This window comes from Bradyrhizobium sp. SZCCHNS3016, from assembly GCF_032484535.1.
Classification (GTDB): Bacteria; Pseudomonadota; Alphaproteobacteria; order Rhizobiales; family Xanthobacteraceae; genus Bradyrhizobium.
The window spans coordinates 49,490-71,419 of the sequence record NZ_JAUETE010000020.1; the positions used below are offsets into that span (position 1 = coordinate 49,490).

General features: G+C 66.1%; 20 protein-coding genes and 1 pseudogene. 13 read left to right on the forward strand and 8 right to left on the reverse strand.

All coding sequences use genetic code 11. The annotated features are described in order from the left end of the window. Positions 1-88: 88 nt before the first annotated feature. Together QW881_RS29045 and QW881_RS29050 are read right to left on the reverse strand one after the other, a co-directional pair. Entirely contained in the window at positions 89-1,879 is a 1,791-nt protein-coding gene (locus QW881_RS29045; protein ID WP_315758850.1) for a glucan ABC transporter ATP-binding protein/ permease, read from the reverse strand. Between the two features lie 88 nt (positions 1,880-1,967). Continuing rightward, the gene (locus QW881_RS29050) at positions 1,968-3,032 is read right to left on the reverse strand and encodes an ABC transporter substrate-binding protein (protein WP_315758849.1); all 1,065 of its coding nucleotides are present in this window, start codon (positions 3,030-3,032) and stop codon (positions 1,968-1,970) included. 276 nt (positions 3,033-3,308) lie between these two features. Between QW881_RS29050 and QW881_RS29055 the strand changes: the two genes are divergently transcribed. The 5 genes from QW881_RS29055 to QW881_RS29075 all read left to right on the forward strand — a co-directional run bounded on the left by QW881_RS29055 (position 3,309) and on the right by QW881_RS29075 (position 6,592). Next, positions 3,309-3,710 (forward strand): hypothetical protein, encoded by a 402-nt coding sequence (locus tag QW881_RS29055; RefSeq protein WP_315716292.1) that lies wholly within the window; start codon positions 3,309-3,311, stop codon positions 3,708-3,710. A 103-nt stretch (positions 3,711-3,813) separates the two neighbouring features. After that, entirely contained in the window at positions 3,814-4,215 is a 402-nt protein-coding gene (gene hisE, locus QW881_RS29060) for a phosphoribosyl-ATP diphosphatase (protein ID WP_315736132.1), read from the forward strand. Between the two features lie 69 nt (positions 4,216-4,284). Continuing rightward, positions 4,285-4,866, forward strand: coding sequence for a YqaA family protein (locus tag QW881_RS29065; protein ID WP_315737020.1), 582 nt, complete (start codon positions 4,285-4,287; stop codon positions 4,864-4,866). After that, positions 4,866-5,480, forward strand: a complete 615-nt coding sequence (locus tag QW881_RS29070; RefSeq protein WP_315758848.1) for a hypothetical protein — start codon at positions 4,866-4,868, stop codon at positions 5,478-5,480. The genes QW881_RS29065 and QW881_RS29070 overlap by 1 nt, the downstream gene beginning before the upstream one ends. 143 nt (positions 5,481-5,623) lie before the next feature. Continuing rightward, positions 5,624-6,592 (forward strand): nitronate monooxygenase family protein, encoded by a 969-nt coding sequence (locus QW881_RS29075; RefSeq protein WP_315758847.1) that lies wholly within the window; start codon positions 5,624-5,626, stop codon positions 6,590-6,592. 81 nt (positions 6,593-6,673) lie between these two features. Here QW881_RS29075 and QW881_RS29080 read toward each other — a convergent pair whose 3' ends face one another. The 4 genes from QW881_RS29080 to QW881_RS29095 form a co-directional block, all read right to left on the reverse strand. Further along, complete coding sequence (locus tag QW881_RS29080; protein ID WP_315758846.1) at positions 6,674-8,245, reverse strand: ABC transporter substrate-binding protein; 1,572 nt, start codon at positions 8,243-8,245, stop codon at positions 6,674-6,676. Positions 8,246-8,457: 212 nt separating this feature from the next. Next, positions 8,458-9,990: an ABC transporter substrate-binding protein gene (locus QW881_RS29085; protein ID WP_315758845.1), complete on the reverse strand. Its 1,533-nt coding sequence runs from the start codon at positions 9,988-9,990 to the stop codon at positions 8,458-8,460. Positions 9,991-10,121: 131 nt separating this feature from the next. Beyond that, positions 10,122-11,732, reverse strand: coding sequence for an ABC transporter substrate-binding protein (locus QW881_RS29090; RefSeq protein ID WP_315758843.1), 1,611 nt, complete (start codon positions 11,730-11,732; stop codon positions 10,122-10,124). Between the two features lie 45 nt (positions 11,733-11,777). Further along, positions 11,778-12,413, reverse strand: coding sequence for a hypothetical protein (locus QW881_RS29095; RefSeq protein WP_315736138.1), 636 nt, complete (start codon positions 12,411-12,413; stop codon positions 11,778-11,780). Positions 12,414-12,931: 518 nt separating this feature from the next. On the opposite strand from QW881_RS29095, the gene minC reads away from it, so the two are divergent. Genes minC through QW881_RS29115 form a run of 4 tightly spaced genes read left to right on the forward strand, consistent with a single transcriptional unit; the run spans position 12,932 to position 15,530 of the window. Further along, complete coding sequence (minC, locus tag QW881_RS29100) at positions 12,932-13,627, forward strand: septum site-determining protein MinC (RefSeq protein ID WP_315758842.1); 696 nt, start codon at positions 12,932-12,934, stop codon at positions 13,625-13,627. 20 nt (positions 13,628-13,647) lie between these two features. Then, a complete protein-coding gene (minD, locus tag QW881_RS29105; protein WP_315736140.1) occupies positions 13,648-14,463 on the forward strand; it encodes a septum site-determining protein MinD in 816 nt (271 codons plus the stop codon). After that, on the forward strand, positions 14,460-14,735 hold the full coding sequence (minE, locus tag QW881_RS29110; RefSeq protein WP_315716282.1) for a cell division topological specificity factor MinE: 276 nt from the start codon (positions 14,460-14,462) through the stop codon (positions 14,733-14,735). Before minD ends, minE begins: the two co-directional genes overlap by 4 nt. 21 nt (positions 14,736-14,756) lie before the next feature. Continuing rightward, a complete protein-coding gene (locus QW881_RS29115) occupies positions 14,757-15,530 on the forward strand; it encodes a thioesterase family protein (RefSeq protein ID WP_315736141.1) in 774 nt (257 codons plus the stop codon). A 273-nt stretch (positions 15,531-15,803) separates the two neighbouring features. Here the strand turns inward: QW881_RS29115 and QW881_RS29120 are convergent. Beyond that, positions 15,804-16,145, reverse strand: a pseudogene (locus tag QW881_RS29120) (methyl-accepting chemotaxis protein); the annotation flags it as partial. 182 nt (positions 16,146-16,327) lie between these two features. Here QW881_RS29120 and QW881_RS29125 point away from each other — a divergent pair. The 3 genes from QW881_RS29125 to QW881_RS29135 all read left to right on the forward strand — a co-directional run bounded on the left by QW881_RS29125 (position 16,328) and on the right by QW881_RS29135 (position 18,306). Beyond that, the gene (locus tag QW881_RS29125) at positions 16,328-16,741 is read left to right on the forward strand and encodes a DUF1801 domain-containing protein (protein WP_315758841.1); all 414 of its coding nucleotides are present in this window, start codon (positions 16,328-16,330) and stop codon (positions 16,739-16,741) included. 547 nt (positions 16,742-17,288) lie between these two features. Beyond that, entirely contained in the window at positions 17,289-18,053 is a 765-nt protein-coding gene (locus QW881_RS29130) for a hypothetical protein (protein ID WP_315758840.1), read from the forward strand. 7 nt (positions 18,054-18,060) lie between these two features. Next, positions 18,061-18,306 (forward strand): hypothetical protein, encoded by a 246-nt coding sequence (locus tag QW881_RS29135; protein WP_315758839.1) that lies wholly within the window; start codon positions 18,061-18,063, stop codon positions 18,304-18,306. Positions 18,307-19,561: 1,255 nt separating this feature from the next. On the opposite strand, the gene QW881_RS29140 is transcribed toward QW881_RS29135, so the two are convergent. Further along, the gene (locus QW881_RS29140) at positions 19,562-21,124 is read right to left on the reverse strand and encodes an AMP-binding protein (RefSeq protein ID WP_316159177.1); all 1,563 of its coding nucleotides are present in this window, start codon (positions 21,122-21,124) and stop codon (positions 19,562-19,564) included. A 154-nt stretch (positions 21,125-21,278) separates the two neighbouring features. Between QW881_RS29140 and QW881_RS29145 the strand changes: the two genes are divergently transcribed. Beyond that, entirely contained in the window at positions 21,279-21,908 is a 630-nt protein-coding gene (locus QW881_RS29145) for a hypothetical protein (protein ID WP_316159178.1), read from the forward strand. Positions 21,909-21,930 lie beyond the last annotated feature (22 nt).

Consider the following 21,930-nt stretch of genomic DNA (forward strand, 5'->3'; position numbering starts at 1 on the left):
TCGGTTGCGGCAGGCCGCGAACCTATACCGGCTCGACGCTGGCGAACAGAGGCCAGCCATTCAATTCCACGATGAAAGCGTCCCGCGATCAGGTCTTGACGATGGTGCCGTCGCTCTCCGGCGCTGCGAGAGTCGCGCGCGCGCTCTCCTGCACCATGAACTGGGCCTTCGCGAGTTCCGCGAAGTGGCCGCCCTTGGCGACGAGTTCATCGAACGTTCCGCTTTCGATCACGCGTCCGTTCTCGAACACCAGGATTCGCGTCGCGTTGCGGATGGTCGAGAGCCGGTGTGCGATCACGAAGGTCGTGCGTCCCCTCATCACCTCGTCGAGCGCCGCGTTGAGCTTGGCCTCGGTGACGGCATCGAGCGCGGAGGTCGCCTCGTCGAGAATCAGGATCGGCGGATCCTTCAAGAGGGCACGCGCGATCGAGAGCCGCTGGCGCTCGCCACCGGACAGCATGCGGCCGCGCTCGCCCGCGTTGGTATCGAAGCCCTGGTCGGCACGATCGATGAAGTCGAGCGCCTGGGCGCGCGCGGCGGCGGTGCGAATCTCCTCCTCGGTCGCATCGGGCTTGCCGACCAAAAGGTTCTCGCGGATCGAGCGGTTGAACAGCAGCGCCTCCTGGAACACGACGCCGATGTTCCGGCGCAGCGCCGCAAGCTTCAATCCGCGCACATCCATGCCGTCGATCTTGATGAAGCCGGATTGCGGATCGAAGGCGCGATGCAGGAGCGCAATCGCGGTCGACTTGCCGGCGCCGGTCGGGCCGACCAGCGCGATGGTCTGGCCGGGCAACGCGGTGAAGGTGAGGTCCTCCACCGCCGGCCGCTTGCCGTCATAGGAGAACGACACCTCGTTGAATTCGACCAGGCCCGAGAGTCGGCCGACCTCGATCGCGTCGGGGCGGTCGCGCACCGCCGGCACGGCGTCGAGCACGGTGAAGAACTCGGCCAGCCGGGGCGCTTCCATGAACACGTTGTTGATGAAGGACACGACCTGCTCGAGCTTCTGGATCAGCATGGTCGCGAACGACACGAACATCACGATCTCGCCGACCGAGCTCAGTCCCTGCTGATGCAGCGCGATGCCGAGGGTGAAGATCGCCAGCACCGTGATGGTGGTGGAGGCGCGCGTGATCACCGTCACCAGCGCCCACCAGCCGAGCACCGGCATCTGCACCGAGAGCAACTGGCCGGCGACGTTGCGCAGGCCCTGCACCTCGGCTTCGATGCGCACGAAGCTCTGCACCAGCGCGACGTTGCCGAGCGCATCGGAGGCGCGCGCCGACAGGTCGCTGTAGTGCTCTTCGACCTCGCTCTGCATGCCGTAGGTCTTGCGCACCACCAGCGTCGTCAGCACCGTGAACACCACGCACAGCACGAACAAGAGGATCGCGAGCCGCCAGTTCAGATAGAGCGACAGCGGCAGCAGCACCAGCACCGACATGATGGCGGCGAAGTGCTCGCGGAAGAACGACAGCCACAGCTTCCACAGCGCGTCGGTGCCGTTGATCATCACCTTCATCAGTCGGCCGGAATGGGTGCCGGAATGGAACGTCAGCGGCAGCTGCAAAATGTGCTCGAAATAGCTCGTCAGCACCGCATGGCGCTGCCGGTGCGCCAGCCGGTCGGCCTGCAGCGCGACCCAGGCGCTGGCCAAAATCGTGAACAGGCCGAATCCGGCCCAGGCCGCGAGCAGTGGCCAGGCGGTGCTGGTCGAGGCGTTGCCGGAGAGCGAGTCGACAATGCGTCCGAACAGCACCGGCTCGGCGAACTGTGCCACCGCAAGGGCCAGGTTGGCGATCGCCAGAAACCAGCCCAGCCGCGCCTCCTTTCCGAGCAGATGGAGCACGCGGGCATAGATACGGAGCAGGGACATGGGCGGGGCGCTTCGTGTCGACAGTTGGAACCAGCGCTGGGTGCGCGCGGCGCCATGTTAGCAAGGGAACGGCCGCCGCGGCGAGCGCTCAGTTGACGAGCCGGCTGTCGGCGGGCGGCAGGAAGCTGTCGTCGAAGATGTCGGCGGGTTGCGGACGCTTGTGGTGGAATTTGCCGTCCTCGGCGAGCTGGTCGAGGGCCCGCTCGAACCGGGCGGGATCGATGCCGCCGATGCCGTCGCGGCGGACGTCCGGCGTCAGCACGTTGTCGACGAGCACGCTCTGCAGCCGCTGCAGCTCGAGCTCGCGCGAGCCGTCATCCATCCGGCTCACCACGTCGGCGATCGCGCCGGCGGGGTCCTTGATGGCAAGCTGCAGGCCAGACGTCAGCGCGCGCAGGAATCCCTTCACCGCAGCCGGCTGCTTGGTTGCGAAGCCCGGGTTGACGATGACGGCGTGGCCATAGGCCTCGCAGCCGTAATCGGCGAAGCGCAGCACCGCGAGATCGGCGGCAGGCACGCCGCGGTCGCGCAGATTGAGGGCCGACAAATAGGAAAAGCCGCTGACGGCATCGACCTGGCCGGCCGACAGGATCGGCTCGCGCACGGCCGCGCCGACGCGCGACAGCTTGATGGTCTCGGGCCTGAGATGGTTGTGCCGCGCGACCGCCGGCCACAGCCGGATCGAGAGATCGCCCTCGGCGACGCCGAGCGTCTTGCCTTCGATGTCGCCGAGCCCGTTGATGCCGCGGCTCCTGCGCGCGATGATCGCGTAAGGCGCCTTGTTGAACAGCACGAATACGGCCTTGACCGGCTGGCTGCCTTGGGTGTCGCGATAGCGGATCAGCTCGTTGATGTCGGCGAGCGCCATGTCGGCCTCACCGGAGGCTACCCGCGTGATCGCATCGGGAGAGCCCTTGGCCGTGGTGATGGTGACCGTCACGCCCTCGGTGGCGAACAGCCCTCGGCTGGCGGCGAGGACCAGCGGCGCCGTGCTGCCATCGAGCGGCCGATCCAGGGTGAACATGACGGCGACCGGACGTTTCGGCTCCTCTGCGAGGGCCTCGTGATCTGACAGCCACGCGGGCACCACGAAGGCCGCCAGGAGCGCCAAGCGCGCCAAAGCAAGCAGGGTGACGGGTCGTCGCATGCGCATCATGTCACGCCGGTATTCGCAGGCCGTACCGGTCTTGTCACGCCGGTATTCTAATCAGTTCGCCGGCCGTCGCGGGATCGATATGTCAATTTCGTGACAATGTCGCTGTGTCGCTGCCGCTCGGGGCCGGCGGTGCCTGATCATGTCGGATCGAATGTGAACGGTCCATGAGCAAGGCCTGCGGCGATTTGCGGCTTCGACTTCGGGTTTCGCGAGGGGAACTGTGGACGCAGTTCGCGAGTTGGTACGCGAGATTAGATCGTACGGAGGATCCACATGATCGCACAGCGCGGAAGTTTTTCACGCTTTGGCCGTGCTACCGTCCTGGCGACGGTGGCCGCGGTGACTTTGACGGCCGTGCAGCCGACACTCGCCTTTGCCGGCTCCGCGCCGGCCGAGAAGGGTGTCGTCGCCAAGACGGCCAATGATGGCGGCCTGACCGATGTCAGCGCGCGCCGGCGCCACTATCGCGGCAACGGCGGCGCGGCGGCCGCGGCGGCCTTTGCCGGCATCGTCGGCACCGGACTTGCCATCGCGGCGACGCAGAACCGCCGTTCCTACTACGAGGACAACTATTACTATGGCCGGCCGGCCTATTACGGCTACGGACCGCGCTATCAGTATTACGGCGGCGGCCCCTATTACGGTGGCGGCTATTATCATCACCCGCATTGGTGATGTGAGATCGAATAGACGATCCGCCGGCCCCGCGCCGGCGGATTTTTTCTTGCCCGCCGCGAACGTTAATATGCGGACTATCGAATTTAACTATTGTGACGGGATGACTGATTCGATCGAGCGGCTCTATCGCGCTGTCCTGGCGGCCAGGGATCTCGATCCCGCGCGATCGCGCACGGCCAAGCTGATGCAGCAGGGCACGGCCAAGATGGCCAAAAAGCTCGCCGAAGAGGCCATCGAGGTTGCGATCGATGCCGTCGGCGGCGACGCCCAGGCCGTGGTGCGCGAAAGCGCCGACCTGATCTACAATCTGGCCGTGCTATGGGCCGAGCTCGATGTCCAGCCCGAGGACGTCTGGCGCGAGATGGAACGGCGCGAGCTGATGCTCGGCATCGCCGAGAAGCTGCCGAAATCGCCGGTGAAGGTCGCCAAGGCCGCGCCCGGACGGGTGGCGGGGCGACCGATCGTCGCGGCCGAAAGCCGGACCATCCGCAAGCGGCACTAGTGTGGCGCTCCGATTCGGACCGGCATATGGGCCATGGACAAATCCTGCCCGGTTTGCTTCATCGCCAGCATGCTCAGACGGATCTACGACTGGTGTATCGACGCCGCCCACAAGCCGCATGCCATGTGGATCATGGCCGCGGTTGCCTTCGCTGAAAGCTCGTTCTTTCCGGTGCCGCCGGATGTGATGCTGATCCCGATGTCGCTGGCGAAGCCGCAGCGGGCCTGGCTGTTCGCCGGCGTCTGCACCGCGGCGTCGGTGGCGGGCGGCTTGGTCGGCTACGCCATCGGCGCGCTGCTCTACGACTCGCTCGGCCATTGGCTGATCCAGCTTTACGGCCTCGGCGACAAGGTCGAGGCGTTCCGTGCCTCCTATGCCGAGTGGGGCGCCGTCATCATCCTGGTGAAGGGATTGACGCCAATCCCCTACAAGCTGGTCACGATCACGTCGGGCTTCGCCGGCTATAATCTGTTTCTGTTCATCGTCTGCTCGATCATCGCGCGCGGCGGCCGCTTCTTCATCGCCGCGATATTGCTCAACCGCTATGGCGAATGGATCAGGGTGCGCATCGAGAAGCATCTCGGCCTGTGGGTGGCGATCGGCGCGGCCGTGCTGGTGGCCGGCTTCGTCGTCGCCGTGAAGCTGATCTGATGCGGCCGCTGCGCCCGGGGCCGGGGGCAGGGGCGGCGCTGCTCGTCGTCGTCTCGGTTCTCTCTGCCGCCGCGGCATGGGCGCAAACGACGCCTTCCTTGGGGCTGCGAGAAGCGCCGCAACAGCCGCCTGCCGTCCAGCCGGCGCCGCCGTCCTCCAGTCCGGGTCTGGTGGAGGAGTTCGGCAAGCTGTTCGAGAAGATGGCGATCATTCCGCTGAAGCGTCCGGAGGCCACGCCCGAGCCGCCCGCGAACGAAGGCGAGACGGCCGGCGCTCCCGCAGGCCCGCCGCGGCAAGCCGACCGGCCGGCTGCCCCGAACGGCGGCGACGCTGCACCGAGTGTGCTGAAGGAGACCAGTGACACGCTCTCGCGGCTGGCCAAGCCGTCGACCATGATCTCCGGCCGCATCGTCTGTCCGATCGCCGCCAACGCCACGCCGGATTGCAAGCTCGGCGCCGACCGGCTGTGCCAGGGCAAGGGTTACAAGGAAGGCAAGAGCCTCAACACCGATTCCGCGGAGACCTGCTCGGCGAGGGTGCTGATCCCCGGTCGCCAGCGCAAGCCGGGCGATTGCCGCACCGACACCTACGTGACCTCGGCGCTCTGCCAATGACGCCGGCACGCCAGCGCCTCAACGCAAGACCCTGATCGGGCTTTTCCGGTCCCTCTGCGAGCGAATTGCCATCACGGCATGATGTCGGGCATGCTCGCGATCACGAGCGTTTCCGCATTTCAACGCAAGAGGAATTCCCATCCATGTCCATGCCCGCCTTGTTCAAGGGCCGCCTGTCGATCCCGGTGATCGGCTCGCCGCTGTTCATCATCTCCGTGCCCGACCTGGTGATCGCGCAGTGCAAGGCCGGCGTGGTCGGTTCGTTTCCGGCGCTCAACGCGCGGCCGGCCGCGCTGCTCGACGAATGGCTGGCGCGCATCACCGAGGAGCTCGCCGCCTATGATCGTGCGCATCCGGAACGCCCGTCGGCGCCGTTCGCCGTCAACCAGATCGTGCATCGCTCCAACAACCGGCTCGAGCAGGATCTCGCGCTGTGCGAGAAGTACAAGGTGCCGATGATGATCACCTCGCTCGGCGCGCGCGAGGAGCTGAACCGGGCGGCGCATGGCTGGGGCGGCATCGTCTTCCACGACGTCATCAACCAGACCTTCGCGCACAAGGCGATCGAGAAGGGCGCCGACGGCTTGATCTTGGTCGCGGCGGGCGCCGGTGGACATGCCGGCACGATCTCGCCGTTTGCCTTCGTGGCGGAGACGCGGAGCTGGTTCGATGGCCCGATCGCTCTGTCGGGCGCGATCGCGAACGGCCGCGCCATCCGTGCCGCGCGCGTGCTCGGCGCCGACTTCGCCTATATCGGCTCGGCCTTCATCGCCACCAAGGAGGCGAATGCGGTCGAAGGCTACAAGCAGATGATCACCAGCTCGGGCGCCGACGACATCGTCTATTCGAACCTGTTCACCGGCGTGCACGGCAACTACCTGAAGCCGTCGATCGTCGCCGCCGGCCTCGATCCGGACAATCTCCCGACCTCTGATCCGTCGAAGATGAGCTTCGGCACCGATGCTTCGGGCGAGCGCGCCAAGCCGAAGGCGTGGAAGGAGATCTGGGGATCAGGGCAGGGCATCGGCGCCATCAAGGACGTGCTGCCCGCCGCCGAGCTGATCGCGCGCTTCAAGAAGGAATATGACGAAGCGATCGATCCGCCGCTCTAAGCGGCTCCGCGACGGACAAAAGAAAAGCGCGGCAGCCAGGGCTGTCGCGCTTTTTTGTTGAGGCCGCAACAAGCGGGCGAGCTATTCCAGCTCGATCGCCTGGAACTTGCCGCGCTCGTCGAGCGCCGTGCCCCAGATCTTGTGCGAGGCCTGGTGCTCGGCGCGGCCGAAGCCGAGCTTGGCGCCAAGACCGAGATCGATGTCACGCATGTTTTCCAGCGTGTCGATCAGCGCCTCGGTGTCGAGCTGCGGGCCGACCCGGCGCAGCGCCTGGACCAGCACGTTGGCCGAGACGTAGCCTTCGAACGACACGTAGGACGGTGCCTCGCCCGGGAAGTACTTCTCGAGCGCGCTCTTGTACTCGAGCACGGCGCTCGAATAGCCGCCGACGGCCGGCACCACCTGGGTGACGATGACGCCGCTGGCATAGCGCGGACCGAGCAGCATCAGCTCGTCCGAGAGCTCGGTCGAGCCGACGAAGGAGACGTTGGTGTAGATCATGTGCGGGAACAGATCGCGCGTCTTCTCGATGAACTTCGCCGCTGCGCGATAGGTTGCGACCATGACGATCGCCTTGGGCGGGTTCTTCAATGCCCGCAGCTGGTTGACCGCGTCGTCGACGTCGACCGTGTTGCGCTTGTAGTTGAGGCGCAAGATGGCCGTGTCGGCAAGGCCGAGCGAGCGGAAGGCCTTGGCCACACCGGAGAAGCCGGCATCACCATAGGCGTCCTGCTGTGCGAACACGGCGATGTCCTTGGCCGGCAGGCGGCGCAGCTTGACCAGATAGCGAACGACGGTGTCGGTCTCTTCGGCGTAGCTGGCGCGATAGTTGAACACGTAGCGATCCGGCGGATCGTTGCGCAGGAGGTTGGCGCCGGTGAACGCGCCGTAGAACAGCACGCGGCGCTGCAGGGCGTAGGGCATCGCCACGGCAGAGGTCGGGGTGCCGACATTGCCGACGAAGCCGAAAACCTTGTCCTTCTCGTAGAGCTGCTTCATCGCGTCCAGCGTCCGCGACGGCTCGTAGCCGTCGTCGGCCGAATAGAGCCGCAGCGAGCGCCCGGCGATGCCGCCGGTGTCGTTGGCGCGGTTGAAGGCGGCCTCGATGCCCATCTTCATCTGCCGGCCGAGCTCCTTGGCCGCGCCCGAGAACGGAGCGGCGATGCCGAAGCGGATCTCGTTGGCGGTGACGCCCTGCACGTTGGTGGTGGACGCTGGCGGCAGCGTCGCGGTCGGTGCCGTCGCAGCCACGGCCGCGGACGGGGCAATCACCCCGGCGAGGCTGGTGGCGGTCTGGCTCGGCGCGCTTTGCCCGAGCGAGCGCTCGAGCTCGGCGAGCTGGCGGCCCGCGGAGTTACAGTCGGTCTGCGCCGCCCCCACGCGGTTGCGTCCATCGGCGACGTAGCCGTTGAAGACGCGGGTGAGCTCGTCACGATCCGAGCCGCCGGTGGAGGCCTCCCGGATCACCTCGCGAAACTTGTCGACAATGGCCTGAACGCGGCCCTGGTCGATCGCCTGACAGGCGGATGCTGCTCCCACGATCGGCCCGACCCGGCTCGCAAGATTACGCACCACATCCGCATTGGTGCCCGCCGCGCTGGCGGGCGTTGCGAGCAATGCCGCAACCAAGAACACGCTACAACGAAAGTTCATTGCCACTATCCCACTTTGGACCCCATCCAGGTCTTCCGCCTGGTGAATTGACGCCGTGTCTGCGACGGAGAAGACATAAGACCGTCACCATGCACAGACCAGCCTTTCCTAAGAGCATGACCATTTCGGTAACCCGACACGCCTTTTTCCGATCATACTTTAGGACCTGCTAACGAAACGTCTTCACCAGTTCTTCCCCTTCGAAGCTAATTCTACTCAAGTTCGATTGCCTGATACGTGCCGGTTTCGTCGAGTGCAGTGCCCCAGATCTTGTGCGAGGCCTGGTGCTCTGCGCGTCCAAATGCGAGCGTCGTGCCGAGGCCGAGATCGAGGCTGCGCATCGATTCGAGCGTGTCGACCAGGCGCTCGGTGTCGAGCGGGCTGGTCTGCTTCAGCGCCTGGATCAAGATCGTCGCCGCGATATAGCCTTCGAGAGACGTGTAGTCCGGCGCCTCGCCGGGCGCGTATTTGGCCAGGGCGTTCTTGTAGTCGAGCACGAGGCTCGAATAGCCCGAAACCGCCGGCACGCCCTGCGTCACGATGACGCCGTTGGTGAAGCGCGGACCGAGCAGCTTCAGCTCGGTCGCGAGCGAGGTCGAGCCGACGGCGGACACGTTGGCGTAGATCAGGCCCGGCACCGCGTCGCGCGTCTTCTCGATGAATTTCGCGGCGGCGCGATCGGTCGCCACCATGATGACCGCCTTGAGTCCCGGCTTGTGCGCCTTGACCTGATTGACCGCCTCTTCCACGTCCATCGTCGCGCGCGGATAGTTGATGCGCGTCACGGCATCGCCGAGGTTCAACTGTCGGTAGGCCTTCGCGACACCGGCGAAACCGTCGTCGCCGAATGGGTCCTGCTGGGTGAACACGGCGATCTGCTTGGGCGAGACGCGCTTCATCTTGATCAGGTAGCGCACCAGCGCGGCCGTCTCCTCGGCGTAGCTCGCCCGATAGTTGAAGACGTAGCGATCCGGCGGATCGCGTCGCACCACTGCTGCGCCGGTGTTCGGCGCAAAGAACAGCGTGCGCCGCTCCAGCGCATAGGGGATCGCCGCCTGCGAGTTGGCGGTGCCGACGTTGCCGATGAAGCCGAACACCTGCTCCTTGTCGTAGAGTTGCGTCATCGCCGCCAGCGTGCGGTTCGGATCGTAGCCGTCGTCGGCCGCCACGAGACGGAGCATGCGCCCGTTGACGCCGCCGGCATCGTTGGTGCGTGCGAACGCGGCCTCGATGCCCTGGCGCATCTGACGCCCGGTCTCCTTGCGGATGCCGGAGAACGGCAGGACCATGCCGAAGCGGATCTCACGGTCGGTGATGCCGCGCACGGGGCCCGCGGTGACGGCGCCAGTCGTCGCTTCGGCCTTGACCGGTGTGATCGGGGCCGTCGCCCCAGTCGGCTGGCCGAGCGAGCGTTCGAGCTCCGTCAGTTGCCGCTCCGCGGCGGCGCAGGTCGCCTGCGAGGCGCCCGTACGACTACGGCCCTCGGCGATGTAGCCATTGAAGCTGCGGGTCAGCAGATCGCGCTCGCCGTCATTGCTCGTCGCCTGGCGGATGGCTTCGCGGAATTTGTCGACGATGCTCTGGACCCGGCCCTGCGCGATGTCCGGGCAGGCGGACGCCTGTCCCACGATCGGCCCAACCCGGCCGCCAAGCTCCCGGACGACGTCGGGAGCCGCCGCCAAAGCGGGGCTCAAGGGAGCTACGAAAACACTCCCGATGATCAACGCGGACCAACGCACGGCCATCGAACCTTCCACCTGCTCAGCTTGTTTCCAACCCTCTTCGTTCTACTATTCGTGGCATTTCGAATTAATGTCGGGTTTCACTGTCGCTCTTTTGTCGTGGTAGTTGAGGCTGTCTTGCCTCTAGCGGTATCCTATTCAAGTTCGACGGGTTGATAGATGCCGCTGTCGTCCAGCGCGGTGCCCCAGATCTTGTGCGAAGCCTGGTGTTCGGCGCGGCCGAAGCCGAGCTGCGTGCCCAGGCCGAGATCGATGTTGCGCATGTTCTCGAGCGTTTCGACCAGTTGCTCGGTATCGAAGTTCGGACCGGCGCGCTTCAGTCCCTCGATCAGGATGCTCGCGGCGATGTAGCCCTCGAGCGAGGTGTAGTCGGCCGGCTCGCCCGGGGCGTATTTCGCAAGTGCGTTCTTGTATTCGAGGACCAGGCTCGAATAGCCGGCGACGCCGGGCACGGTCTGGCTGACGATCACGCCCTCGGCGTAGCGCGGTCCGAGCAGCATCAGCTCGCTGGCGAGCGCCGAGCCCGCGACCGCGGAGATGTTGGCGAAGATGACGCCTGGAAATACGCCTTGGGCCTTCTCGATGAATTTGGCCGCGGCGCGCGTCGTCGCCAGCATCACCACCGCCTTGACCGGGGTCTTCAGCAGCTTCAGCTGATTGATGGCGTCGTCGACCTCGACCGTGTTGCGCGGGTAGTTGACCCGCACGATCGAATTGTCGCTGGCGCCGAGCGTGCGGAACGCCTTGGCCACGCCGGCGAAGCCCGCGTCGCCGAACGCGTCGTTCTGCGCGAACACGACGATCTGGCGCGGATGCAGCCTTCGCATCTTCACGAGATAATGGACCAGCGCGTCGGTCTCCTCGGCATAGCTCGGCCGGTAGTTGAAGACGTAGCGGTCGGGCGGATCGTGGCGCACGACGTTGGCGCCGGTATAGGGCGCGAAGAACAGCGTGCGGCGCTCGAGCGCGTAGGGGATGGCGACCGCGGCGGTGGCCGAGCCGAAATTGCTGATATAGCCGAACACCTGCTCCTTCTCGTAGAGCAGCTTCATCGCATCCAGCGTGCGCGCGGGATCGTAGCCGTCATCGGCGGTGACGAGCTTCAGCATGCGGCCGTTGACGCCACCGGCCTCGTTGGCGCGATTGAACGCCGCCTCGACGCCGATCTTGAGCAGCCGCCCGCTCTCCTTCACCGGTCCGCTGTAGGGAATGACCATGCCGAGCTTGATCTCGCTCTGCGTCACTCCGCGCACGTTGCCGGCCGGCGGCAGCAGTTGCGCCGGTACGGTCGCGGCCTGCGCGGTCGCAGGTCCGATGCTCACGGCGGGCAGGTTCGCGCGCGCCGGAGGCGGCGCGGCGATGGATCGTTCGAGATCGGCAAGCTGCCGATCGGCGCCGCCGCAATCCATCCGGCCTGACGTGACGAGGCTGCGACCTTCGGCCACGTAGCGGTCGAGCAGGCGCGTCAGCTCGTCACGGTCGGCCTCGCTGGAGGCGGCCTCGCGGATGACGAGCTGGAATTTCTCGATGATGGCCTGGATGCGCGGCCGGGCGATGTCGCGGCACGCGAGCGCGGCGCCAATGATCGGGCCGACGCGGCCGCCGAGCTGGCGCGCCACGCTCACATTCTCGCCGGGCGCAGCAACGGCCTCGCCGGCCACGAGGGACGCGAGCAGGATGGCTGCCACACGGGCATGAGCCAGCGGACGGCGTGCTGCCGCTTTCTGCGGTAGGACGTCGATCATCGTCGCCTGTGATGTGTTGGAAGTCGGATCAGTCGTGTAGAGGGTTTAGCGAACCCGCTCCATCTGACCCGTCTTCTGGTTCCACTGCATGAACTGCTGCAGCATGGGCTTTTCGGGAGTGTCGGCCTCTGCCGTCGGCGCCGGAGCGTCCGCGAGCAGCGACTTGAACTGCGACAGCGCGGGAGCCTGCGGCTCGACCCGCTCCGGCAGCGCGCTGGTCTGGTCCGCCTTGGCGTCCTGCACGTCGGCGGCGACCGGCGGCAGCGTCTTCATCGACTGCACGGCGGCGACGAAGGACGAGCTCGCGTCGGGCTGGCGCCACACCGGCACGATGTTGACGAAGAACAGCGCGACGACGGCGGCGACGCCGGTTGCGGCGGCGAAGCGGCCAGCCACCTTGAACACGACCGAGCGGCGGTCGCGCTCGCGCTCCAGATCCGGCGGCTCGCGCATGACCTGCGGATTCAGCGACTGACGAAGGGATTCGAACACGGCGGTCTCCAGGCGAGCATCGAGCGGTCCTTGCTGTCCCGAAGCGGGACGCTCGGCCGCCTCCGCTGCCTTGGCATTGTCACCGACGAGAGATAGACGCGCGGCTTCCGGACGTTCGCGCAGCCACCGCGGTGCGTAGTGCAGCGGGTCCTGCGGGTTCATCGGATTCTGTTCACTCAACGAACTCATACGCTACTCCTCTGACGCTCGATTCCGGTAACTGATACGCTTCTGCCACGGTTCGTATGAGAGCTAGTTTCAAACGAAGAGCGGGAGCTGGTCTGCCACTTCAGTCCACACGGAATCACTCGCAGAATCAGACGTTTCGCGTCGATCAACGATCGCACGCCAGCGGTCCCTTCCTGCAAGGCGCCGTGGCACGTTTGCCGTGCCTTGGGCGCCTCTATCGATCCCATGCCCCGCCCCCTGACGAGTGTCAATCGATCGGAACCTCCTAAAGTCGTCGGTTCCGAATTATATGTACGTTAAAGTTATCATCATGATGTGATTAAAATGAGGCATGATAGGTCTTGACGCAGATGCTCATGAATTGCGTCTCATTGATGCCAAGATTGCGCCTTGATTCGATCATCATCGAACTATGTCGGGCGGGCCGCTGTCGATTTTTGAGCGGCTTAGCGTCGATTTAACCATCCGTTAACCATCTGGCGCCGACAGTTAACCAATCACTAAGAAGGTTGGGTCGGATGGTCATGAGTGCCAGCGCTGAAACGGTGCGTCCTGTTATTCGTCTGCGCGGGCGCTCCTACGTAGCCTTCGTGTTTTCGCCGGTGGTGCCGATTGCCGACTGGCTCAGCGAGCTCGATGCAACGCTCGCGGGCTCGCCCGGCTTCTTCGTCGGCAAGCCGATCGTGCTCGATCTCTCCGCGGTGGATCTGAGCCCGCTCGCCATCACGCACCTCATCAAGAGCATCGAGTCGCGCAACATCCGCGTGCTCGGGCTCGAAGGCGTCGAGCAGGGCCGGCTGTCGCTCGGCATGCCCCCCTTGTTGTCCGGCGGCCGTCATTGCGCCGTGCAGGAGATCGAGCCGGAGAAGCCGTCGCTGCAGCAGCCGACGTCGCTCTTGCTCGACCAGCCCGTGCGCTCCGGCCAGTCGATCGTGTTTCCCGACGGCGACGTCACCGTGCTCGGCGCGGTGTCGTCGGGCGCCGAGATCGTCGCCGGCGGCTCGATCCACGTCTACGGCGCGCTGCGCGGCCGCGCGATGGCCGGCATCAACGGCAACGCGGCGGCGCGCATCTATTGCCAGAAGATCGAGGCCGAGCTGGTCGCGATCGACGGCTACTACCAGACCGCCGAGCAGATCGACGCCGCGTTGCGCGGCCGGGCCGTGCAGGCGCGGCTCGAAGGTCATTCCATGAAGATCGTTGCATTGAACTGAGTAGCAGGAGGATCCGTAACATGTCGAAAGTACTTGTAGTGACGTCGGGCAAGGGTGGCGTCGGCAAGACCACCACGACGGCGGCGATGGGCGCGGCGCTGGCGCAGGCCGGCGAGAAGGTCGTCGTCGTCGATTTCGACGTCGGCCTGCGCAATCTCGACTTGGTCATGGGCGCCGAGCGCCGCGTCGTGTTCGATCTCATCAACGTCGTGCACGGCGTCGCCAAGCTGCCGCAAGCCCTGATCCGCGACAAGCGGCTGGAAAATCTGTGGCTGCTGCCGGCCTCGCAGACCAAGGACAAGGACGCGCTCACCGAGGACGGCGTCGGCCGCGTCATCGCCGAATTGCGCAAGACGTTCGACTGGGTGATCTGCGACAGCCCGGCCGGCATCGAGCGCGGCGCCATGCTGGCGATGCGCTATGCCGACGAGGCGGTCATCGTCACCAATCCGGAGGTGTCGTCGGTGCGCGATTCCGACCGCATCATCGGCATGCTCGATTCCAAGACGGTGCGCGCCGAGAACGGCGAGCGCGTCGAGAAGCACATTCTCATCACGCGCTATGATGCCGGCCGCGCCGCGCGTGGCGAGATGCTGTCGATCGAGGACGTGCTGGAGATTCTCGCGACGCCGCTGCTCGGCATCGTGCCGGAGAGCCAGGACGTGCTGCGCGCTTCCAACGTCGGCTGTCCCGTGACGCTCAACAGCCCAGCGAGCGCCCCCGCGCGCGCCTATCACGATGCGATGCGCCGCCTCCTCGGCGAGGAGGTCGAGATGCAGATCCCGACCGAGCGCAAGGGCCTGATGAACCTGCTCTTGGGACGGAGGGCTGCATGAGCGTGCTGCGGCTCTTTACGGGGCGTGCGGCCTCCGCGCCTGTCGCGCGGGAGCGGCTGCAGATCCTGCTCGCGCATGAGCGCAGCCTGCGCGGACAGCCCGATCTCCTGATGCAGCTCCGCGAGGAAATCCTCGCCGTGGTTTCGCGCCATGTGGTACTCGATCCGGACAAGGTCATCGTTCGCATGGATCGGGGAAAGCATGTCTCGACGCTCGAGGTCGACATCGAACTGCCCAATGGCGCCGACCGCGCCTTTGCCAGCGCCGGCTGAGACGTGGCGAGGCGCGCGCTGATGCGGCCGATCTTCCGCATCGCGGACAATAGGGTCGCCGTCAGCTCCGATGCTGCGGGACCGTGGGATCCGACCATGCAACACGGGTCCGCGCCGTCGGCGCTGGCCGTATGGGCTGCCGAGCGCATTCCGACGACGTCGCCGATGCGCATCGCCCGCGTCACCATCGACCTGATGCGCCCGGTGCCGCTCGCAGAGCTCCTCATCGAGACCGAGGTGCTGCGCGAGGGCCGCAAAATCCAGCTCTGCGCGGTGCGGCTGCGCGCCGGCGATACGGTGGTGGTCACGGCGACGGTGCTCAAGATCAGGCAGGATGCCGTGCCGCTTCCGGACGATGTCCGCGAGCTGCCGGTCGATCTGGTCGGTCCTGACGATGCGTTGCCGGAGCCTGCGGATTTCTCGACCAGCCCGTTCGTGCGCGGCATGACCCTGCGCGCCGCGCGCGGCCGGTTCGGCGTCAAGGGACCCGGCGCGATCTGGTACCGCGTCGACTGGCCGCTGGTCGAAGGCCACGCCGTGTCGCAGGCGATGCGCGCCGTGGTCGCGAGCGACTTCTGCAACGGCACCTCCGCTGCTCTCGACTTCCACAGCTACACCTTCCTCAACGCCGACCTCACCGTGAACATGGCCCGCGAGCCGGTCGGCGACTGGATCCTGCTCGATGCCGAAAGCTGGATCGGCCCGGACGGCGCCGGTCTGGCGATGGCGCGGCTGGGTGATGTCAGGGGCTATTTCGGCCGCGTGGTGCAGAGCCTCGTGATCGAGAAGCGGTGAGGGGGCGGTCAGCCGTCCGGATTGCGTTCACAGCGAGTTGGCGAACTGATCACCGCACCGGCGCTGCCTCGTTTCCAACGGCACGCCGCGGCGAGGTGTTATTAGGTTGGGCCGGTGATCGGCAGTTGCCTGCTTCGTTTCCGGGTGAACCGATCAACCCCGCGCCAAGCTCCGCTGCGCCCTCTCCCCCGCTTGCGGGGGAGAGTTGGAGAGGGGGCGCCACGCACACCGCCGCTGGAGCGGCCCTCTCCCTAGCCCTCCCCCGCAAGCGGGAGAGACGCGGTCGTTGGTCGTGCGCGCCTGGTCGACGGCCTCGTTGGCCATCCGCGCGGATTCCTGCACCTGCCGGCTGATCTCGGTCACCGACGAGCTCGGCTCCTCCGTGGCGGATGCGACCGACTGCGCGCTGGCGGTGGCCTGCTCGGATGCGGCCGCGACGGTGGTGGTGCGCTGCTGCGTGCGCTCGGCTGTCGAGGTCAAAGTCGTGGCCGACGCTTCGAGCTCGGTCGAGGCCGACGAGACCGTGTTGGTGATCTCCCTGACCGCACTCTCGAAGCTGTTGGCCAGCTCGTGCATGTCGCGCTTGCGTCGCTCGACGGCGAGCTTCTCGGCCTCCGTGTTGCTGCAAATCGGCCCGCGAGCGCTCAACGATGAGACATCGTGGTCCGCGCGTGTGGCTGATTTGGCCGTGGAGTTATCAATATTGCTCTAAACTTGAGCAGGCCAAGATGGTCGTATAACTACGACGCGGACTACACGCAGGTGAGACGACAAGCAGGTGGATGGGAACAAGCGTCATGGCGAAACCAACGAAGGCTACCAGCGTCGGCGAGGGGAACCAGTCTCCGTCGGAGCTGATCGACGCCCGGATCAAGGAGCTTGGGGATTGGCGCGGCGTCACGCTCAGCTACGTCCGCGATCTCATCAAACGGGCCGATCCCGATATCGTCGAAGAGTGGAAGTGGCGCGGCGTTCCCGTATGGTCGCATGCCGGCATCGTCTGCACCGGCGAGACCTACAAGGCCGCGGTGAAGCTGACCTTCGCCAAGGGAGCCTCGCTGCCGGACCCTTCCGGCCTCTTCAACGCCAGCCTCGACGGCAACACCCGCCGCGCCATCGACCTTCATGAAGGCGACGTGATCGATGAGACTGCGTTCATGGCGCTGATCCGCGCCGCGGTGGCGCTGAACATGACGAAGGGGAAGCGCTAGGGCTGGTGCATCGCTCCGCGCAGTCAGTATCAACGATCCAGGTCGCTGCTCACTCACCACGTCGTCGCGAGCGCAGCGAAGCAATCCAGGGCCAAGTCGAATCATCTGTCTGGAAGGCCTGGATCGCTTCGTCGTTTCGGGGGCTCGCGACGGCGGTGTGCCGGTCGCCGACAACCTTTCGCAACGATGACCCGTGTGCATCGAGGTGGGAGGAGGCGGCAGCCATGGTTGCGCTCTGCCGAGAAACACGCTAGTTCAGCGCATCCCAACTTCAACGCAGGAGGCGACGATGTTCAGACTCACGCGCTTCCCGGGCTCGCTGCGCGATCATTGACGCGGCCGACCGGGATGATTGTCCCGGCCATGATTTGACCCTTTCGCATCTCATCGAAAAGCCCGCGGCCCTCGTGGCCTGCGCTTGAACCGTCGTGTCATGACATCAAATCTCTTGCTGACTCCCAGCCGGGAGCCGGAGCGTTCCGACCTGCGCGAACGCCGGCTGCGGCGCTATTCGTCTCGTCTTCAATCCCGCGTGCGCGCATGCGCGATGCGACATCCTCATCTCGCCGACCTCGCGCTCAGCTTTCCGGCGCTGCTGTTCGCGCTGGCGGTGCCGCGCCCGGACGTCGATCCGGAGCGGGCGATCGCGTGCGTGATCGCGGGGCGTCCGCTGGCCGAGGCGGCGGCCGCGGCCGGTCTGCCGCTCTGGCTGCGCAAGCTGCCACCGGAGGCGTTCGTCCGTCCGATCCCGCCCTTGCCAGACGGCGAGCTGTTCCGGCGGCAGATCGGCAACCATTTGCCGCGCTCGCCGAAGCTGATGCCGACGTGGCTGCAGCTCGTGGCGGAGATGGCGGCGCTGGCGCATGAGCCGGCCGCGGTGTGGATCGCCCGTGAGTATCTGCGGGCGCCGCTGGCGCTGAAGCGCGACCGCATGCATCTGCTCGGTCTGTGGATCTGGTTCTCGGGGCAGCCCGCCGGCTTCGGCTGCGAGCTCGTCGAAAGGCCGTGGACGCCAGCCATGAAGCTCGATGCCGCGATGACGGCTGCCCTCGCTTGGCGAGGGAAAGTCTCGCTGCATCTCAATCTCGGTCAACGGCCAATCCGCGACATGTGGCTCAATCCCGGTCGCGTCGGGGACTATGAGTTTCGGCCGCTGGATGACATCCCGGATCTGGTCGACGAAGCGATGACCATGCGCAATTGTGTCCGCACCTATGGCTCCGACATCGCCCACAATCGCTCTCGGCTGTGGAGCGTCCGGCACCTGGGCGAACGCGTCGCGACGCTGGAGGTCGCCGTCCGTTTTTCCTGATCCGTTGTTGGGCATCGTCCAGCTCAAGGGACGGGGGAATGCTGACGTCGCCCGCGAGCTCTGGTGGATCGCGCGGCGCTGGCTGCACCTGCACGATCTGTCGCAGATCGAGACCGGTCGAATGAAATGGCGCCAGGCCCCTGTGGATCTCACCACATGGCGAATGCTGTGGCGGCCGTATTGGCTTGCCAAGCGCCGCATCCCGGACTGGTTGCCGCTCGCACCGTCGCGCGCTGCGTTCGCGGCGTTGTGAGATGGTTGTCGTGTCCGGACGCTCGTTCGACAAAATCAGTGTCGTCCCGGCGAACGCCGGGACCCATAACCCCAGGGCCATATTCGAGGCACGCGCGTTGATGCATCTGGGCTCGCCACGTCCTGTGGTATCGGTCCTGGGTCGCGCGAACGCGCCGATGCCTGCACATCGTCCGGCTTCGCTTGTTCGGCACGACAGCGGGTCGGAGTGCAGACCGGCTTTACGTTGGGCCCTCTGTTGCGCGTCGCGTGGGATTCGTTGTGCCGCAGCGAGGTTGATTTGGCCGACGAGCAGGCTTGCTTCCCCATCGATACCTTCCGGCGCAGGTCGGGCGTCCGCAGCGGCGCGCGCAAAGACGAAATTCGCTCGCGCGATCAAGCTGATTTGGGCTGTCCAGATGCGGAGCGAAAAATATTCGACTTTGCATTTTCAGAAATCCATGGTCTCTTCTCCGCATCCCGCTTCACTGACGAGGGGCGCTTCGCGAACGTCACGATGCGTTGGGGTGGGATGCGGTGGCCGCGATGGGGCGCAGCATGCTTTGGGCATGCCGACGTACGCCACGTCGCGGACGGTGAAGTCGCAGGGTCCTGGCCTCCCGACGCTGAGGTCCGCGCAACGCGTGAAACGCGTTGTCGCCACGGTGGCAAACAAGCCGGTCACCGAGGAGACTGCGTATAAATCGTAAAGCCATCGCGCAGGGAAGGCCGGGTCTATCCGGCCGAACCTGTGGTTCTGCCGCGTGCTTTTTTGCTGCACGCGGACCGCAGGCCTCGGTCGAGGCCTGGCCTTCCCTGCACCCTCCGTGAGTTGGAGGGGAACGACACCAGCAAGACTCGGACGCAGATGCGCCGCGAGGCAGCAATGTCATGTCTGCAATGGGGGCAACGCATTCAGTGTTGTTTGGATACAGCGGATCGCGTGGCGAGTATCGCGCCACACAAAGGCTGTCGTCCCGGCGAACGCCGGGACCCATAATCACAGGACGATGGTCGAGGCACGCGGGTCGCGACGTCAGCGCTTACGACGCTGCCCTGTGGTTATGGATCCCGGGTCGCGCTTCGCTTGCCCGGGACGACAGCGGAGCGCGGCGGCTACGGGCGAGAGCTTCCATCGGCATTGCAAAGCCGCGAGTCTGGATTGCCGTCGTTGCGAGCGGAGCGAAGCAATCCAGGGCCTCATCCGCGGCCCTGGATTGCTTCGGCGCAAGAGCGCCTCGCAATGACGGTGGCGATCGAGGGAGCTGATGATGCCGCTACCCCACCATCCGCCCGCGGCCCTCCCAGAACCGTGCGCGCAGCACCTTCTTGTCGACCTTGCCGACGCCGGTCATCGGCAGCTCCTTGACGAACGAGATGCTCTTGGGCGCATGGGCCGAGCCCTTGCGCGCCTTCACGAGCTCGATCAGCTCGGCAGCGTCGATCTGCGCGCCGGCGCGGGGCACCACGATCGCGGTGACAGCCTCGCCCCATTTGTCGTCGGGCACGCCAACCACCGCGCACATCGCGACGTCGGCGTGCTGCGTCAGCACGTCCTCGATCTCGCGCGGGAAGATGTTGAAGCCGCCGGAGACGATCATGTCCTTCTTGCGGTCGAGAATGTACACGTAGCCGCGCTCGTCGCGGCGGGCGATGTCGCCGGTGTGCAGCCAGCCGTTCTTCAACGTCTCCGCCGTGGTGTCCGGCCGCTTCCAATACTCCGCCATCACATGCGGCGCGCGCACGCAGATCTCGCCCGCTTCGCCCTGCGCGACCTCCCGATCGTCGTCGTCGAGGATCTTGACCTCGCAGGCCGCGATCGGGAAGCCGCAGGACAGGAACAGCTCCGGCTGCTTCGGATCATGATCGGCCTTGCGCAGCACCGAGACGGGATAGCATTCGGTCTGGCCGTAGAGCTGCGAGAACACCGGGCCGATGCGCTCGATCCCCTCGACGAGCCGCGTCGGCGACATCGCCGAGGCGCCGTACAGCACGAGCTCGAGCGAGGAGAGATCGGTCTTGCCGAGCGAGGGATGATCCAGCAGCACGTAGATCATGGTTGGAACGAACAAAGTGAAGTTGATGCGCTCGCGGGCGATGGTCGCCAGCACGGCCTCGGGATCGAATCCCTTCAGCATGTGCACGGTGCCGCCGCGCATCAGGGTCGGCAGCACCTTGGTGCCGGCGACATGGCTGATCGGCGCCACCGTCAGGTAGCGCGCACGCTCCGGAATCTCGAAATCGGCGAGGATCGCGGTGGCGAAGCCGCCATACTCGCGGTGATGGCGCAGCGCGCCCTTCGACTTTCCGGTGGTGCCGCCGGTGTAGTTCAGGGTCGCGATGTCGTCGGGCGTGGCGAAATTGCGTGCGGTGGCGTGGCCGGCCTGCTCGATTGCGGCGAGCAGGTCGACGCCATAGCCGGCCTGCCCCAGCGTGAACACGTGACGGAGGCCGTCGGCGCGCGCGGCGAGCTCACCGCCGCGGTCGCGGAACGCTGCCGCATCGATCACCAGCACCTGCGATTCCGAATCCGACAGCTGGAACAGCTGGTCCTCCAGCGATCCGAGCGGATGCAGCCAGGTGATGGCGAGCCGCGACAGCTGTGCCGCCGTGCCGGCGCACCAGGTATCGGCGCGGTTCGCGGTGAGCAACGCGACACGTGTTCCCGGCGAAAGGCCGAGGCGCATGAACACGCTCTGCATGCGCCCGATCAGGTCGATCGCGCCCTGATACGACAGCGATCCGCCGGGCCAGCTGAAAGCGATGCGCGAGGGGTGACGCGACAGGGTGAGCAGGGTCTGCTCGCAGACGACTGGAAACGTGTGAAGCTGATGGCTCATGGAACGTCCTCCCGGGAGGCCGCGATCGTTGTGGCGTCGCATGGCTTGTTGCCGACGCTATCAGAAAGTGCCTCGCGCTCAAGGCGCGCTCTGCCGTTCCCGGAACATCGCAGCGCGCCCCGCGTTGCCCGGCCGAAGAATAAGGAGCAAGGCCATGCGCACCTCGACAGCCTTTTTTGCAGGAGCCGGAACGGTCGCCATCGCCGTCGCGGCCGGTCTCGGCGGTGGGCTCATTCTGGCCGAGGGCATGCATCCGCGATCGCCGGTGATGGAATCGACCAAGCTCGAGCGCTCCGGACCGGACGCGCCGTCGCCAAGTCCGACCGCCACCGCGTATCTTGCGGCGACGCAGGCGGCTGCGACGACGCCGATCAAGGTGTCGCCTGCAGCAGCCGAGACGGCGCCTGCGACGTCGGCCTCGGCCAGTCCCGCGCCGTCGCAGCAGGCGGCTGCGCCGGACGCGAACGCTGCGCCCGCGGCTTCTGCGGTGGCGGCCACCACCCCGGCCAGCACGGCCGACGAAGCCCAGGCCAAGCTCCAGGAGAAGGCCGCAGAAAAGGTTCAGGACGCGGACCTGAAGGCGCGCGGGGCCGAGCGCAAGCGCGTCGCCGAGCAGCGCCGCGCCGACCGGCACCGGCAATATGTCGAGCGCCGGCGCCAGCGCCGGGAGCAGGATCTGCGCGCCGTCGAGCAGGCGGTGCGCGAGGATACGACGCCCCGCGCCTATGCGGCGCAGCCGGTCGGCATGGAAGGGCCGCGCTTCAGCTTCTTCGGCAACGATTGATCGCATGCGGCTGCGTCGTTAT

What these genes read in the sequence shown, in the direction of transcription:
- QW881_RS29045 (WP_315758850.1), bottom strand. Translation starts at nt 1,879, where the DNA reads ATGTCCCTGCTCCGTATCTATGCCCGCGTGCTCCATCTGCTCGGAAAG.
- QW881_RS29050 (WP_315758849.1), bottom strand. Translation starts at nt 3,032, where the DNA reads ATGCGCATGCGACGACCCGTCACCCTGCTTGCTTTGGCGCGCTTGGCG.
- QW881_RS29055 (WP_315716292.1), top strand. Translation starts at nt 3,309, where the DNA reads ATGATCGCACAGCGCGGAAGTTTTTCACGCTTTGGCCGTGCTACCGTC.
- hisE (WP_315736132.1), top strand. Translation starts at nt 3,814, where the DNA reads ATGACTGATTCGATCGAGCGGCTCTATCGCGCTGTCCTGGCGGCCAGG.
- QW881_RS29065 (WP_315737020.1), top strand. Translation starts at nt 4,285, where the DNA reads ATGCTCAGACGGATCTACGACTGGTGTATCGACGCCGCCCACAAGCCG.
- QW881_RS29070 (WP_315758848.1), top strand. Translation starts at nt 4,866, where the DNA reads ATGCGGCCGCTGCGCCCGGGGCCGGGGGCAGGGGCGGCGCTGCTCGTC.
- QW881_RS29075 (WP_315758847.1), top strand. Translation starts at nt 5,624, where the DNA reads ATGTCCATGCCCGCCTTGTTCAAGGGCCGCCTGTCGATCCCGGTGATC.
- QW881_RS29080 (WP_315758846.1), bottom strand. Translation starts at nt 8,245, where the DNA reads ATGAACTTTCGTTGTAGCGTGTTCTTGGTTGCGGCATTGCTCGCAACG.
- QW881_RS29085 (WP_315758845.1), bottom strand. Translation starts at nt 9,990, where the DNA reads ATGGCCGTGCGTTGGTCCGCGTTGATCATCGGGAGTGTTTTCGTAGCT.
- QW881_RS29090 (WP_315758843.1), bottom strand. Translation starts at nt 11,732, where the DNA reads ATGATCGACGTCCTACCGCAGAAAGCGGCAGCACGCCGTCCGCTGGCT.
- QW881_RS29095 (WP_315736138.1), bottom strand. Translation starts at nt 12,413, where the DNA reads ATGAGTTCGTTGAGTGAACAGAATCCGATGAACCCGCAGGACCCGCTG.
- minC (WP_315758842.1), top strand. Translation starts at nt 12,932, where the DNA reads ATGGTCATGAGTGCCAGCGCTGAAACGGTGCGTCCTGTTATTCGTCTG.
- minD (WP_315736140.1), top strand. Translation starts at nt 13,648, where the DNA reads ATGTCGAAAGTACTTGTAGTGACGTCGGGCAAGGGTGGCGTCGGCAAG.
- minE (WP_315716282.1), top strand. Translation starts at nt 14,460, where the DNA reads ATGAGCGTGCTGCGGCTCTTTACGGGGCGTGCGGCCTCCGCGCCTGTC.
- QW881_RS29115 (WP_315736141.1), top strand. Translation starts at nt 14,757, where the DNA reads ATGCGGCCGATCTTCCGCATCGCGGACAATAGGGTCGCCGTCAGCTCC.
- QW881_RS29125 (WP_315758841.1), top strand. Translation starts at nt 16,328, where the DNA reads ATGGCGAAACCAACGAAGGCTACCAGCGTCGGCGAGGGGAACCAGTCT.
- QW881_RS29130 (WP_315758840.1), top strand. Translation starts at nt 17,289, where the DNA reads ATGCGACATCCTCATCTCGCCGACCTCGCGCTCAGCTTTCCGGCGCTG.
- QW881_RS29140 (WP_316159177.1), bottom strand. Translation starts at nt 21,124, where the DNA reads ATGAGCCATCAGCTTCACACGTTTCCAGTCGTCTGCGAGCAGACCCTG.
- QW881_RS29145 (WP_316159178.1), top strand. Translation starts at nt 21,279, where the DNA reads ATGCGCACCTCGACAGCCTTTTTTGCAGGAGCCGGAACGGTCGCCATC.